The 13612-nt window shown below is 73.7% G+C and carries 12 protein-coding genes; 3 read left to right on the top strand and 9 right to left on the bottom strand.

All coding sequences use genetic code 11. The features are described 5' to 3' along the window. Positions 1–22 precede the first annotated feature (22 nt). Positions 23–697, bottom strand: coding sequence for a DUF998 domain-containing protein (locus tag AMETH_RS20125; protein WP_017982951.1), 675 nt, complete (start codon positions 695–697; stop codon positions 23–25). A gap of 100 nt (positions 698–797) precedes the next feature. Between AMETH_RS20125 and AMETH_RS20120 the strand changes: the two genes are divergently transcribed. Then, on the top strand, positions 798–1775 hold the full coding sequence (locus AMETH_RS20120) for an aldo/keto reductase (protein ID WP_017982950.1): 978 nt from the start codon (positions 798–800) through the stop codon (positions 1773–1775). 262 nt (positions 1776–2037) lie between these two features. Here AMETH_RS20120 and AMETH_RS20115 read toward each other — a convergent pair whose 3' ends face one another. The 4 genes from AMETH_RS20115 to AMETH_RS20100 all read right to left on the bottom strand — a co-directional run bounded on the left by AMETH_RS20115 (position 2038) and on the right by AMETH_RS20100 (position 7603). Further along, the gene (locus AMETH_RS20115) at positions 2038–5121 is read right to left on the bottom strand and encodes an acetyl-CoA carboxylase family protein (RefSeq protein WP_017982949.1); all 3084 of its coding nucleotides are present in this window, start codon (positions 5119–5121) and stop codon (positions 2038–2040) included. A gap of 4 nt (positions 5122–5125) precedes the next feature. Beyond that, complete coding sequence (locus tag AMETH_RS20110) at positions 5126–6397, bottom strand: glycosyltransferase 87 family protein (RefSeq protein WP_017982948.1); 1272 nt, start codon at positions 6395–6397, stop codon at positions 5126–5128. 165 nt (positions 6398–6562) lie between these two features. Next, the gene (locus tag AMETH_RS20105) at positions 6563–6751 is read right to left on the bottom strand and encodes a hypothetical protein (protein ID WP_017982947.1); all 189 of its coding nucleotides are present in this window, start codon (positions 6749–6751) and stop codon (positions 6563–6565) included. Positions 6752–6811: 60 nt separating this feature from the next. Then, on the bottom strand, positions 6812–7603 hold the full coding sequence (locus AMETH_RS20100) for an acyl-CoA thioesterase domain-containing protein (protein ID WP_017982946.1): 792 nt from the start codon (positions 7601–7603) through the stop codon (positions 6812–6814). 221 nt (positions 7604–7824) lie between these two features. On the opposite strand from AMETH_RS20100, the gene AMETH_RS20095 reads away from it, so the two are divergent. Together AMETH_RS20095 and AMETH_RS20090 are read left to right on the top strand one after the other, a co-directional pair. Continuing rightward, a complete protein-coding gene (locus AMETH_RS20095) occupies positions 7825–8403 on the top strand; it encodes a hypothetical protein (RefSeq protein WP_017982945.1) in 579 nt (192 codons plus the stop codon). A gap of 90 nt (positions 8404–8493) precedes the next feature. Next, complete coding sequence (locus AMETH_RS20090; RefSeq protein ID WP_017982944.1) at positions 8494–8940, top strand: DoxX family protein; 447 nt, start codon at positions 8494–8496, stop codon at positions 8938–8940. Between the two features lies 1 nt (position 8941). Here the strand turns inward: AMETH_RS20090 and AMETH_RS20085 are convergent, their stop codons facing one another. From AMETH_RS20085 to AMETH_RS20070, 4 genes are all read right to left on the bottom strand, one after another. Beyond that, the gene (locus AMETH_RS20085; RefSeq protein ID WP_017982943.1) at positions 8942–9808 is read right to left on the bottom strand and encodes a DMT family transporter; all 867 of its coding nucleotides are present in this window, start codon (positions 9806–9808) and stop codon (positions 8942–8944) included. A 742-nt stretch (positions 9809–10550) separates the two neighbouring features. Next, positions 10551–11537, bottom strand: a complete 987-nt coding sequence (locus AMETH_RS20080) for a PHP domain-containing protein (protein ID WP_017982942.1) — start codon at positions 11535–11537, stop codon at positions 10551–10553. Between the two features lie 37 nt (positions 11538–11574). Beyond that, a complete protein-coding gene (locus tag AMETH_RS20075; RefSeq protein WP_017982941.1) occupies positions 11575–12084 on the bottom strand; it encodes a DinB family protein in 510 nt (169 codons plus the stop codon). Between the two features lie 15 nt (positions 12085–12099). Next, positions 12100–13512, bottom strand: a complete 1413-nt coding sequence (locus AMETH_RS20070; protein WP_017982940.1) for an AAA-type ATPase lid domain-containing protein — start codon at positions 13510–13512, stop codon at positions 12100–12102. Positions 13513–13612: the final 100 nt, after the last annotated feature.

Below are 13612 nucleotides of genomic sequence, written 5' to 3'. Positions count from 1 at the left end.
ACTCGCCTCCGGCCCGGAGCGCCTAAGTGACCTGGGTCACTTCGGCTCGGTTCGATCGTAGTAACGGGACGGCCAGTGTGGCGAGCGCGAGCAGTTCGGTGGCCGCGAGCAGGCGTTCCACCAGGCCCAGCGGGATCGTGCGCCACCACGGGCCCCCGCCGGCCAGCATGTAGCCCACCGCGCCGAGGATGAGCCCGAACCACGCCAATGAGACGATCGCCAGCGCCCGCGCCGCCCAGCGCCACCCCGGCGAGTCCGGGAAGATCCGGCGCGCGGCGAACAGCAGCCCGACCGGCAGGCACACGAACCCCACGACGCTGGCGTAGCGGTGCACGACGCCGCCCAGGCTCGGCCCGACGGACCAGTCGGTCTTGGGGAGCGCGACGACCACCAGCAGGCTCACCGTCCACAGTGCACCCAGCACGACCGCGGCCGAACGCACCGGCAGCGCGCGCATCAGCACGTGCGCGGCGAACAGCACCGCAGAGCCGACCGCGATCAGCAGGACCGCGACGTCGAAGATCCACTTGTTGGCGCTCAGCGCGTACTCGCTGATCGTGCGGTGCACCGGGCTGATCTGGTCGGTGGGCGGGAGGAACTGCAGCAGCAGCACGAGCGCGGCGCCCCCGGCGATCGCGGTGAGGCAGGCCAGGGCGAGGATCCGCGGGGCGCGGGTGAGGGCCGGGGTGGTGGTCACCCGGTCCAGCTTAAGTGCGCTCGTGTGGGGGTTTTGTGATCTCGCGGGCGGTTTGCGCGCGGCCGCGGAACTGTCGGTGGGGGCGCCTACTATCGGCGGCATGGAGCAACGGGTACTCGGCCGGACCGGCCGCGCGGTGTCGGTGGTCGGGCTCGGCACGTGGCAGCTGGGCGCGGACTGGGGTGAGGTCGGCGAGGAGCAGGCGCTCGCGGTGCTGTCGGCCGCGGCCGAGGCCGGTGTCACGTTCTTCGACACCGCGGACGTCTACGGCGACGGGCGCAGCGAGCAGATAATCGGGCGGTTCCTGCGGGAGCACCCGGACGTGTTCGTGGCGACCAAGATGGGCCGCCGTGCGCCGCTCGACCCGGCCGAGTACACGCTGGACAACTTCCGGGCCTGGACCGACCGGTCGCGGGCCAACCTCGGGGTGGACACGCTCGACCTGGCGCAGCTGCACTGCCCGCCGACGCCGGTGTACTCGCGGGACGCGGTGTACGACGCGCTGGACGCGCTGGTGGCGGAGAAGCGGATCGCCGCGTACGGGGTGAGCGTGGAGACCTGCGACGAGGCGCTGACCGCGATCGCCCGGCCGGGCACTGCGAGCGTGCAGATCATCCTCAACCCGTTCCGGCTCAAGCCGCTCGAACGCGTGCTGCCCGCCGCGGCCGAGGCGGGGGTCGGGATCATCGCGCGGGTGCCGCTCGCGTCCGGCCTGCTGTCCGGCCGGTACACGAAGGAGACGGTGTTCGCCGCGGACGACCACCGCACATTCAACCGGCACGGCGAGGCGTTCGACCAGGGCGAGACGTTCAGCGGCGTGGACTACGCGACGGGCGTCGAGGCGGCCGCGGAGTTCGCGTCGCTGGCCCCTGCTCGCGCGACGCCCGCGCAGACGGCGCTGCGGTGGATCATCCAGCAGCCGGGCGTGACGTCGGTCATCCCGGGCGCGCGGTCCCCGGAGCAGGCGCGGGCCAACTCGGCGGCCGCCGAGCTGGAGCCGCTGCCGCCGTCGACCCTGGAGGCGGTGCGGGAGCTGTACGACCGGCGGATCCGCGCGCAGGTGCACGACCGCTGGTGAGCCGCCGGCCCGGCTGGCCTACCGTTTCACGCGGGTACTCGCGCGGGAGGCGGCGCGGCCGCGCAACGTCGCGAAGAGCATGACGGCGAAGTGAGCGGTCGCGAGTGCCGAACTCACGCAGGCAAATGCAGAACTCACCCAGCCGAGCGCAGAACTCACGCAGCCGAGCGCAGAACTCGCGTGGCTGAGCGTGGGACTCGCGGCGGCGCGAGTTCTGCGTTCGTGGGGGCGAGTTCTGCGTGCGTGGGGGTGAGGTCTGTGCTCAGGCGGTGGCGGTGAGGGTGTGGACGATGCGGGCGCGCGTGTCCGCCGGGTCGATCACGTCGTCGATCTCGAACACCGTCGCCGTGCTCAGGGCCTTGCCGCGCTCGTAGTACTCGGCGACCAGCTCGGTGTAGCGGGCGTGGCGGGCCTCCGGATCGGCGATCGACTCCAGCTCCTTGCGGAAACCCAGCCGCACCGCGCCTTCCAGGCCCATGCCGCCGAACTCGCCGGTCGGCCACGCCACGGTCAGCGCGGGCGCGTGCAGCGAACCGCCCGTCATCGCCATCGCGCCCAGGCCGTAGGCCTTGCGCAGCACCACCGCGACCAGCGGCGCGGTCAGCCTCGCCCCGGCGACGAACAGGTCGCCGAACCGGCGCACCGTCGCGGTCTTCTCCGCCTCCGGGCCCACCATGAACCCGGGAGTGTCCACGAAGGACACCACCGGCAGCGAATGCGCGCGGCACAGGTTCACGAACCGGGTGGCCTTGTCGGCGGCGTGGCCGTCGATCGCGCCACCCAGGTGGCCCGGATTGTTCGCCAGGACGCCGACCGGGATCCCGCCGATCCTGGCCAGCGCGGTGATCACCCCGGCGCCGAACCCGGACCGCAGCTCCAGCAGGCTGCCCGGATCGGCCACTGTGGACAGAACCGGCCGCACGTCGTAGACGCGGACGCGGTTCTCCGGGACCAGGTGCCGCAACCGGCGCTGGTCGTGCGGCTCGCCCGCCTCCGCCGGACCGGCGAAGTAGGACAGGTAACGCCGGGCGACGTCCACCGCTTCGGCCTCGTCGGCGACCAGCACGTCGACGACCCCGTTGGCGTACTGCACCGGCATCGGCCCGACCTCCCCTGGCGCGACGGCACCGAGCCCGCCGCCCTCGATCATCGCCGGGCCGCCCATGCCCAGCGAGCTGCCCTCGGTCGCGATGACCACGTCACACACCCCGGCGAGCGCCGCGTTCCCGGCGAAGCAGTAGCCGGAGACGATCGCGACCGTCGGCACCTCACCGGCCAGCTGGGCGGCCATCCGGAACGTCGGCACGTCCAGCTGGGCGACCGCGGAGGTGTCGGTGTCGCCCGGCCGGCCTCCGCCGCCCTCGGCGAACAGCACCACCGGCAGCTTCCGGTCGCACGCGATCCGCAGCATCCGGTCGGTCTTGCGGTGGTTGTGCACACCCTGGGTGCCGGCCAGGACGGTGTAGTCGTAGGCCAGCACCACGACCGGACGGCCGCCGACCGTCCCGGTGCCGGTGACCATGCCGTCGGCCGGGGTGCGGCGGATCAGGTCACCGAGGTCCCGGCGGCGGCGCTGCGCGGCGATCGCGAGAGCGCCGTACTCGGTGAAGCTGCCGGGGTCGCACAGGTCCTCGACGTTTTCACGCGCGGTCCGATGTCCGGTGGAGTGGCGCTTGCGCACCGCGTCCGGGCGGGCGGCGTCCAGGCCGATCTCGTGCCGCGCCAGGGTTTCCGCGAGGTCCGGCCGCACGTGGTCGAGGTCGGCCTCGGTCACCTCACCGGCCGCGGTGGTGTCGCCGTTCTCCCGTAGCGTCACCAGGACCGCCCCGGCGCTCACCGCGTCGCCGGGTTTGACCGCGACACCGAGCACGACGCCACCTCGCTCGGCGGTGATCACGTGCTCCATCTTCATCGCTTCGAGCACGACGAGTTCCGCACCGGCCGTCACGGTCTCGCCCTCCGCCACGCACACCTGCACCACGACACCCTGTTGTGGCGCGGTGACCGTGCCGGCCGCGGCGGCCGGTCCGGCGATCTCGTCCACCAGGTCCGGCAGGCGGCGGTCCACGAAGGTCGTGTCGGCGGCGTCGAGCGGCTCGGCCAGGAGCGCCCGGAGCAGGGCGAGGTTCGTCGGCGGGCCGGCGATGGCGAACTCGCCGAGCGCGCGGCGGGCGAGGGCGGCGGCCGCGGCGAGGTCGGGGCCGGTGACGATCACCTTGGCCAGCAACGAGTCGTAGCGCGGGTTGCCCGCGTGGCCCTGGTAGCCGTGGGTGTCCACACGGACGCCGCGCCCGGTGGGCGGCTGGAACGTGGTGAGCGTGCCGCCGCAGGGCAGCACGGTGCCGTCCGGTCGCACCGTTTCGGTGTTGACGCGGGCCTGAATCGCCACCCCGCGCGGCTCGGGGACGGTGCGGTCCAGCGGTTCGCCGGCGGCGATGCGGAGCCCGATCTCGACCAGGTCGAGCCCGGTGACCTCCTCGGTCACGGTGTGCTCGACCTGGAGTCGCGGGTTCACCTCCAGGAACACGAACTCGCGGCCGTCGACCAGGAACTCCACAGTGGCCAGGCCGCGGTACACAGTGGACCCGATGAGCGCGGTGGCGGCCGCGTGCAAACGCTTTCGCAGGGGCTCGGGAAGTGCCGCGGGCGCGATTTCGACGAGCTTTTGGCGCCGGCGCTGGAGGCTGCAGTCGCGGTCGCCGAGCGCGAGCACCGTCTCGCGGTCGGCGGCGATCTGCACCTCGATGTGGCGGGCGCGGGGGAGGAGGCGTTCGAGGTAGACCGATCCGTCGCCGAACGCGGCCGCGGCCTCGGAGGCGCACCGGCGCAGTGCGGCGGGCAGGTCGGCGGCGTCGGTCACCGGCCGCATTCCGCGTCCGCCGCCACCGGCCAGTGCCTTGACCATCACGGCGCCGTGCTCGGCGAAGAACGCCTCGGCCGTGGCCGCGTCGGTGGGGCCGTCGGTGCCCGGGAGGACGGGGATGCCCAGCTCGCGGGCGCGTGCGCGGGCCCGGGTCTTGTCGCCGAACAGTTCGAGGGCTTCCGGGGACGGTCCGGCGAAGCGGATGCCGGCCGCGGCGCAGCGGCGGGAGAGTTCGGGGCTTTCGGACAGGAAACCGTAGCCGGGGTGCAGGAACTCGCAGCCGGTGCGCTGCGCGGCGGCCACGATCGCGGCCGCGTCGAGGTAGCTGCCGTCGAGGCGTTCCGCGTGGTCGGCGCGGGTGACGTGAGCGCAGTCGGTGTCGTCCGCCGGGTACACGGCGACGGTGCGGAAGCCCAGGCCCGCGGCGGTTCCCAGGATCCGGACGGCGATCTCGCCCCGGTTCGCGACGAGCAGGGACGGCACCGTCTCACCTCACCGTGTTGATCACGTCCTCGGACTCCCCGGACGCTACCGGGCGGGCGGTGCCGGTACCAGGGCCGCCGGTGTCGCCAGATCGGGACGGGCGAAACCGGCGGCCGTGTTGTTCAACGATCGAGGCGGATGTCGAATTCCCGACGTATAACGATCTATACAGCGCGGCCATGGTCGCCAGCACGTAGGACGACCCCAGCAGGTGCTGCCACCACCTCCAGTGCATCTCGAGGTCGTGGGTCTGCGGCAGCCACGAGTGCGGCCCGACGGCGAAGACCAGCAGCACCGGGGTCCACCGCGGGGCGCGGACCAGCACCGCCACGGCGGTGGGCAGGACCCAGACCCAGTGGTGCGACCAGCTCACCGGCGAGGCGATGAGCCCGCCCGCGGCGACGGCGAGCAGAGCGGTGACGTCGCCGCGGGCGCGGCGCGCGGCGGTCGCGGCCAGTGCCATCACCGCGGCCGCGAGCACGGCCCACAGCAGGGTGTTCGCGGGCAGCAGGCGGACCAGGACGGCCTGGATGTTCTGGTTGAAGGCGTACGCGAGACCGCCGATGCGTGCCGGGTCGAAGAGGGTGTGCAGCCAGTACTGCGCGGAGTCGCGCGGCGCGAGCAGCAGCGCGGCGAGGCCGCAGGCGGCGAAGGACGCGACCGCGGTGGCGGCGGCCCGGTAACGGCCGCGGAGGAGGAACAGCAGCACGAAGACGGCCGGGGTGAGCTTGACCGCCGCGGCCACGCCGACCAGGAGACCGCGGGGCCAGCGGGTGCGGGGGAGCAGGCAGTCGGCGGTGACCAGGGCCATCAGGATCAGGTTGATCTGGCCGAACCCGATGGTCTGCCGGGCCGGCTCGAAAAGCGCCCACAGGGCGGCCACCGACATGCCGAGGGCGTCCGCGGCGGCGCTGTCGGCGACCAGGCGCCGGGCGGTGATCGTGGTGGTGACCGCGAGGGCGGCCGCGGACGCGAGGCTGATCGCGAACTTGGCCACGTGCCACGGCAGGAGCTCGACGGGCGCGAACAGGATCGCGGCGAACGGCGGGTAGGTGAAGGGCAGCGGCATGCCCGGCACGAGAGCCGCGAAGCCCGGCTCGTACAGCGCGATGCCGGTCCGCCAGGCGAAACCGCCGGTGCGGTAGACGTGCAGGTCGAGGAAGCCCTGGAAGACGAGCACCCAGCCGACCGTGCTGAGGAGGACGACCGCGGCGGCGGCGCGGGCGATCCAGCGCAGGTGCGCGTGGGTGAGCCGTGCGTGGCCGAGCGCCGCCATCGTGTCCCCCAGTCACGACGCGGCCCCTGCCACGTCCCCCAAGATCGTCATCTTGGCACCGGCACGCCGCCGCGGAGCGGGAGGCCCCCGGTCCAGTGACCGGCGAAACTCTTCGCTCATGCCGCCGAGTCGGCGGCTCCGGCGGCGGGCTCGATCAGGCCGGGGTCAGGAGCCGTTGCCGGCCTGGTCCTCCTCCTCGGTGCTCAGCGGCCGGGTGCGGGACGTGCCGCCGAAACCGGGCGCGAGGTCGGCTGGGTTGGGCGTGTCGTTGTCGGCGTTCGGCCCGCCTTGCGGCGGATCGGACTCCGGGATGCCCGGCGCCGACTCCGGCTGGTTGTTCGCGTTGCCCTTCATGGGAGCCTCCCATCGGTGATCCGGTCGGATTCCCGCCGGTCGGCCGCCCAAACGGGCCCGTCAGCCCTTGCGGCCCGGGTTCGCGACCGCCGTGGTGAGGCAGAACCCGATCGGCCCGGCGGTGTCGTGCAGGGTGCAGTGCCCGACGGCGATCCCGTCCTCGCTGAGGTGACCCGACGACTCCAGTCCGATGGCGTCCGACAGCGGCAACCGGCTCAGCGACAACGTGTAGTCGGCGTTGATGAAGTCCAGGCTCTCGGCGCCGGCGTGGGCGAGCGGGCTCGCGGTGTCGGCGGCCAGCGCGGCCCGCACGAACGGCGACAGCGCCTCGCCCGCGACCAGTTCCCGCGACTCGCGCAGCCACGCCCGGCGCCGCGCCGTGCCGCGGCCGGTGCGCAGCGGCTGGTTGTGCTCGTCGAACCGCCAGATCGCCCAGCCCTGCTCCCGCGGCTCCCACAGCTCCTCGGGCGGCGGCGCGTCCCAGGCCGGGGTGGCCGGGACGGGCGCGGCGGGCTGCTCGCCGCTGCGCAGCAACACCGCCGTCGCGCGGGCGACGAGCCCGTTCGCGCCGTGCACCAGTGCGTCCGCGACCCGGATGCGGCGCCCGTCGCGCACGAGCGCGGTTTCGACGCGGACCGGGGCGAGCGGCGCGTTGCGGAAGAGGTCCACGGTCAGCCTGCTGAAGTGCAGGCCCGGCGCCGCTTGCTCGCGTTCCAGCGCCCGCGCGGCGAGCCCGCCCAGCAGGCGGCCGTGGATCATCGCCGGGTTCCACCAGCTGCGCGCCACCGGAGCCGGCGCCAGCTCGTCGCCGTCGGCGGTGAAGAACGCCTGCTGCTGCTCGGTCTGGGCCACCGGGTGATCTTAGGTGTTGTCCGGGCGGTGGCTGCTGAGGCGACTTCGCGATCGTGTTCGTGCGGATCCAGCCCGCCGTCGCGAGGTGGTGCGCGCCGCGGCCCGTACTCCTGGGCACCTCACTCGCACCGGTGATCCGGGTCGCGAATCGGTCACTTCCACGACGCGCGGGCGGCCCGTCTGTTTGGATCACGCCGGTCAAGTCCGATCGGAAGGTTCCCATGACGTACCCGCCCCAGCCGGGCCAGTACCCGGCCGCGCCCCCGCCCTACCCCGGCGACCAGTACTCCCTCCAGCAACCGCCCAGTGGTGGCACCGCGATCACTGCCGGGGTGTTGGCCATCCTCGGCGCCCTGTGGGGCGTCGTCATCGGGATCATGAACTTCGGCGTCGTCGACGACGTGGTCGAGGACCTCAAGTGGCTGGTGATCTTCCAGGGCACGGTGTACCTGCTCGAGTTCGTCACCCTGCTGCCCGGCGCGATCCTGCTGTTCCTGCGCAAGCCGGCGGGCCGCTGGCTGGTCGCCGCACCCTGCGCGCTGCACATCGCGCAGGGTCTGGTCGCGCTGGTCGTGCTGTCCTCGGACGACCGGTTCACCAGGGACCTCGACAGCGCCACCGCCATCGGCGGTGGATTCGGCGGCCTGCTGGTCGCGCTGTCGCCCGCGATCGCGACGCTCGTCCTGGCGCTGGTGCCGCTCACCGGCCGCTGGTGCGAGTGGGGCAAGCGCCCGCCGCAGCAGCCGGGCACGTACCAGGCGCCGCCGCCGGGTTACGGCCCGCCGCCGCAGCATTGGTGACCTCGCCGGAAAAATAACCGGGCGAGTTGTCGATCCGGCTCGGGTTCCTTCGACGTGTTGGTGACAGCAACCTCGGAGGAAGGATCGATCATGGCTCGCATTCCGGTTTCGCAGACCCACCTCACCCCCGTCGTCCTGGGCGTCGTCCGTATCGTGGCCGGACTGTTGTTCGCCTTCCACGGGCTGCAGGGGTTCGGCGCGTTCGGTGGTATCGACGGTCAGGGCGGCGCCGCGCCGCTCGGGGTATGGCCGGCCTGGTGGGCGAGCGTCATCGAGCTGGCAGGTGGGGTGCTGGTGCTGCTCGGCCTCGGCGCCCGGGGCGCGGCGCTGATCTGCTCCGGCGCGATGGCCTACGCTTACTTCACCGTGCACCAGCCGCTGGCCCTGCTGCCGCTGCAGAACATGGGCGAGACCGCGGCCCTGTACGCGTGGGTCTTCCTGCTGATCGCGGTCGCCGGGCCGGGCCGGTTCGCGTTGAGCGGCCTGCTGCGCCGCCGCGCGGCCGAGCGGGTGGAGCGCGTCCCGGCCGGGGTGTGAGTCAGGCGGGCTGCGGGGCCGGGTCCTCGTCGCGCAGCAGCGGCGACCCGGCCAGCAGCACGGTGCACCCGGCCAGACCGCCGGCGGCCACCAGTTCCAGCGCGATCCACGGCCCGCCGCGGACGTGCTCTCCGAACACCAGCAGACCCCAGCCCAGCGCGACGAGCGGGTTGGCCAGGACGAGCCCGGGCTGGGCGGCGACGAGCCGCCCGGCCCGCAGTGCTGTCTGCAGCAGGAAGAACCCGGCCGGGCCTGCGACGAGCATCGCGTAGGTCTGCCAGGCCTTGAACAACCCCGGCACGCCGCCCGCCGTGAGCGCCGCGGTCACCCCGGCCATGAGGACCGCGGTGAACCCGAACCACAGCCCAGCCGCGGCGCCGAGGAACGCCGCGCTGTGGGTGGTCTCGTCCCGCTTGCCCGCCACGAACAGCACGGCCACACAGGTGATCGTCACGGCGCAGCCGAGCAGCCACTCCAGCGCGGAGACACCCCGGGGGTCCCCACCGCCCGGGGCGAGCGCGAACAGCAGCAGCCCGACGGAGGCGGCCATCCCGACCGCGGCGACCCAGTCCCGGACCCCGAGGCGGGTGCGGAAGACCAGCCCCGCCAGGACGAGCGTGACCGCCAGCTCGGACACCATGATCGGCTGGATCAGGACGATCGGCCCGGTCGCGAGCGCCGCCGCCTGCAACACGAGCCCGGTGAGCATGACGACGACGCCCGCGACCCACACCGGGGTCCTGACGAGCCCCTTGAGCGCGCCGACGTCCAGGTCGCTGCCCTGCTGCTGCCGCGCCCCGGCCCGCTGCAGGACGGCACCCGCGGCATTCGCGACGGCGGCGAGCACCGCCAGCAGCACGGTCAGCACAACATCACGGTGACACGGGCGCGGGTGGCGCGCACGGCAGCGGGTGCGGGCGGGTGACCTGCGCAGAGGGGCCGGGAGAGCTGGTGGGAAGGGGTGATGGGGCGGGTTCCCGGCAGTGCCGCGGATGCCGCCGGGGGCTGCGGGCGAGGGTGCGGGTTGCGGCGGGAAGGCCGGCGAGGGCGAGAGTGGCGAGGGTGTGACGGCTGTGGCGGTGGCCCGAGGGTGCGGGTTGCGGTCGGAAGGCCCGCGAGGGCGAGAGCCGCGAGGGTGGTGAGGGTGCGAGGGCGCTGCGGCGGGCCGCGGGTTGCGGCGGGGCTGTGGCCGTGAGGGTGCGGGTTGCGGCGGGGAGGCCCGCGAGCGCGGTGAGGGTGCGCGGGCGGCGAAGGTGGCGAGGGTGCGCGGGCCGCGAGGGTGCGAGGGCTGTGGCGCGCCGCGAGGGCGAGCGCGCGAGGGCGGTGAGGGTAGGAGGGCTGTGGCGGTGCCGTGAGGGTCCGGGTCGCGGTAGGCAGGCCCGGAGGGCGAGGGCCGCGAGGGTGCGAGCGCTGCGGCGGTGCCGCGAGGGCGGGGCGCGGCAGGCTACGAGTTCCGGGGGCGCCAGAACGCATGACCGGAGGGGGCACGGCTGAGCGGACGGGCAAGGCGCCAAGTGCAGGGCTCCTGCGGATGCAGACCCCCGACCTCGCGGTGGCGGCTACAGCCCGCGGACGGGCGGGCCCGGCTGTGCTTGGAGGAACCAGCTTCGTCAGCCGCCCAGTTGCGTGGCGCTCAGCGTGTTCAGCACGCGCTCCGGCCCGATGCCCACGGCCTCCGCGCGCACCGTCCCGTTCCCGAGCCAGTCCAGCTGCCCCGGCGCGTGCGCGTCCGTGTCGATGGTGAACACGCAGCCGATCCCGGCGGCCATCGCGAGCAGGTCGTCGGGTGGGTCCATGCGTTCCGGGCGGCAGTTGATCTCCACCGCGGTCCCGCTCTCGCGGCAGGCCTCGAACACCCGCTCGGCGTCGAACCGCGACTGGGGGCGCCCGCGGCCCATCACCATCCGCCCCGTGCAGTGCCCCAGGACGTCGACCAGCGGGTTCCGCACCGCCGCCAGCATCCGCTCGGTCATCGGCTCCGACGGCATCCGCAGCTTCGAGTGCACGCTCGCCACCACCACGTCCAGCCGCTCCAGCAGGTCGTCCCGCTGGTCGAGCGAACCGTCCTCCAGGATGTCGACCTCGATGCCCGTCAGGATCCGGAACGGCGCGAGCTTCTCGTTCAGCTCCGCCACCACGTCAAGCTGCCGCAGCAGCCGCTCGGCCGACAACCCGTTCGCCACCGTCAGCCGCGGCGAGTGATCCGTCAGGGCGATCCACTCGTGCCCCAGCGCCCGCGCCGCCTCGGCCATCTCCTCGATCGGGCTGCCGCCGTCCGACCAGTCCGAATGAGTGTGGCAGTCGCCCTTCAACGCGCCCCGCAGCCCCGACCGGTCCGTCTCCGCGGCCTCCGCGAGCAGTTTCGCCAGGTAGTCCGGCTGCTCACCGGCGCACGCCTGCTCCACCACCTGCGCCGTCGCCGGTCCGATGCCCGGCAGCGCCTTCAAGGTGCCGAGCCGGACGCGCTCGGCCAGCTCGTCCGGCGGCAACCCCGCCACCACAGCCGCGGCGCGCCGGAACGCCCGCACCCGGTAGGTCGGCGCGCCCGCACGCTCCAGCTCGAACGCGATCTGCCGCAAAGCCTGTGCCGGGTCCACGACACCACACCTACCGCGCCGCGGCGCGGTTCGCACGTCAGGCGCCGGTGACCCCGTCGACGCCCTCGCGCAGGAAATCGGCGTGCCCGTTGTGCCGGGCGTACTCGTGGATCATGTGCAGCATCACCGCGCGCAGCGACACGTCGGCGCCCCAGCGCGCCGAGTGCACGACCAGGTCGAGGGAATCGGCCGCCGCCTCGATGCGCCGGGCGTGCTCGACCTCGGCCTGCCACGCCGCGAACGCCTCCGACCGCGTGGACTCCCAGGCGTCGTAGGCGACCTGGAAGTCGCCCTCGTCCGACCACACCAGCGGCAGCTCCGTCTCCCCGTTGATCGTCCGCCGGAACCACGCGCGCTCGACCTCGGCCATGTGCCGCACCAGCCCGAGCAGCGAGAGCGTCGACGGCGGCATGGACTGCTTGCGCAGGTCCGCATCGGACAGTCCGTCGCACTTCCAGGCCAGCGTGGCGCGGTGGTATTCGAGGTGGGCGCGCAGCAGTTCGCGCTCACCGCCGACGGTCGGGATCTCGGGACGTTCGGTGGGCATGACGCGGAAGCGTACCTACCGGCGCGGCACCTTGATCCCGTACTGCGCGATCTTGCGGTACACCGTGGCGCGGCTCATGCCCAGCATCGAGGCCACCTGCGCGGCCGTCGTGCCCGGTTTGGTCAGGCAGCGTACGATCTCGTCGCGCTCCACGGCCTCCATCCGCGTCAGGCGGCGGCCCGGGCTGGTGAACACCTCCGGCGGCAGGTGCCGGGTGTCGACGACGTCGGCCCGCGACACCGCCTCGCGCACCACCTGCCGCAGCTGGCGGACGTTGCCCGGCCACGGGTAGGCCGTCAGCGCCCGCGAGGCGGCCGGCGTGAAGGTGACCCGGCGGCCGCGGCTCTCCCGCGCGAAGTGCCCGGCCAGCGGGAGGACGTCGTCCGGCCGGTACCGCAGCGCCGGCACCTCGACGACCGTGTCGACCAGGGCCCGCAGCGCGTCCGGCACGCCCGCATGGTCGGCGGCCGTCATCACGAACCCGCCGCGCGCCGAGGCGAACAACGCGGCCAGCTCCTCCGCGGCGTACGCGGGCAGCGCGTCGGCGCCGGAGAGGATCACGCACGTGTCGGCCTTGCCCACCTCAGGCGTCCACAGCGCGAGCCACGACGCCGCGTCCTGCGGCGCGGGCGGACGGGCGTTGAGGACGCGTTCCCGCGGGCGCACCGACCGGCGGGCCATCGACGCCAGCGCGGCCTTCCCGCTGCCCGGCTCGCCGGTCACGCACACCACGCGCTCGTGCTCCATGGCCGCGCGGGCTTCGGCGAGCGCGTCGGACCAGGCGCCGGACAGGTTCGCCGCGACGGCGGGCAGCCGGTCGGAGTAGACGTGGAACACCTCGCCACGCGGACTGGGCGGCGCGAGGTGGCCGTGCGACCGGGCGAGCATCAACGCCGCCGTGTTGCCCGCCGCGGCCTGGGCCAGTGCGAGCAGCAGTTCCTTCGACGACTTCGACCAGGTGGTCAGGTTGACGCTGCCGATCAGCCGGTTCGTGCCCGGCTCCAGCACCGGCGCGGCGGCGCAGGTGTAGCCCCACAGACCCGTGCAGTAGTGCTCCTCGGCGGAGACCAGCGATGGGGCGCGGTCGGCCAGCGCGAGGCCGAGCCCGTTGGTGCCGGCGTCGCGCTCCGCGTAGGAGAAGCCCGGGGCCAGGTGGACGCGGTCCAGCGAGCGGAGGATGGTGCTGTCGTCGCACAGCCGGCTCAGCACCAGTCCGCCACTGTCGGTGAGCATCAGGCTGACCGGCTCGTTGGCCAGGGTCGTGTGCAGGCCGGAGAGCACCTCCTGGCCGCACTCGAAGAACAGCGAATCGTGGTCGACGGTGCCGGTGAACGCCGGCCGCACCGTCTCCGGTGACACCCCGTACTGCCTGCTGCGCTGCCAGGACGCGGCCAGCCGGGGCGGCAGGACCGCCCGCTGATCCACCATGACGACCTCCCGTCCGCATCGTCGCGTGGTTCCGGCGAGGCTACCGCGCCGCGCCGGAAAGGCAGGTCGCCCGACTGTCTCATATTGAGACGTCACGCGC

The sequence above is a fragment of the Amycolatopsis methanolica 239 genome (assembly GCF_000739085.1).
GTDB classification, from domain to species: domain Bacteria; phylum Actinomycetota; class Actinomycetes; order Mycobacteriales; family Pseudonocardiaceae; genus Amycolatopsis_E; species Amycolatopsis_E methanolica.
This window is presented reverse-complemented; position numbering and strand designations above follow the sequence as displayed.

Excerpts from the sequence above, each read along its gene's own strand:
- AMETH_RS20075 (WP_017982941.1), bottom strand. The coding sequence starts at position 12,084 with ATGCCCACCGAACGTCCCGAGATCCCGACCGTCGGCGGTGAGCGCGAA.
- AMETH_RS20095 (WP_017982945.1), top strand. The coding sequence starts at position 7,825 with ATGACGTACCCGCCCCAGCCGGGCCAGTACCCGGCCGCGCCCCCGCCC.
- AMETH_RS20070 (WP_017982940.1), bottom strand. The coding sequence starts at position 13,512 with ATGGTGGATCAGCGGGCGGTCCTGCCGCCCCGGCTGGCCGCGTCCTGG.
- AMETH_RS20090 (WP_017982944.1), top strand. The coding sequence starts at position 8,494 with ATGGCTCGCATTCCGGTTTCGCAGACCCACCTCACCCCCGTCGTCCTG.
- AMETH_RS20120 (WP_017982950.1), top strand. The coding sequence starts at position 798 with ATGGAGCAACGGGTACTCGGCCGGACCGGCCGCGCGGTGTCGGTGGTC.
- AMETH_RS20105 (WP_017982947.1), bottom strand. The coding sequence starts at position 6,751 with ATGAAGGGCAACGCGAACAACCAGCCGGAGTCGGCGCCGGGCATCCCG.
- AMETH_RS20110 (WP_017982948.1), bottom strand. The coding sequence starts at position 6,397 with ATGGCGGCGCTCGGCCACGCACGGCTCACCCACGCGCACCTGCGCTGG.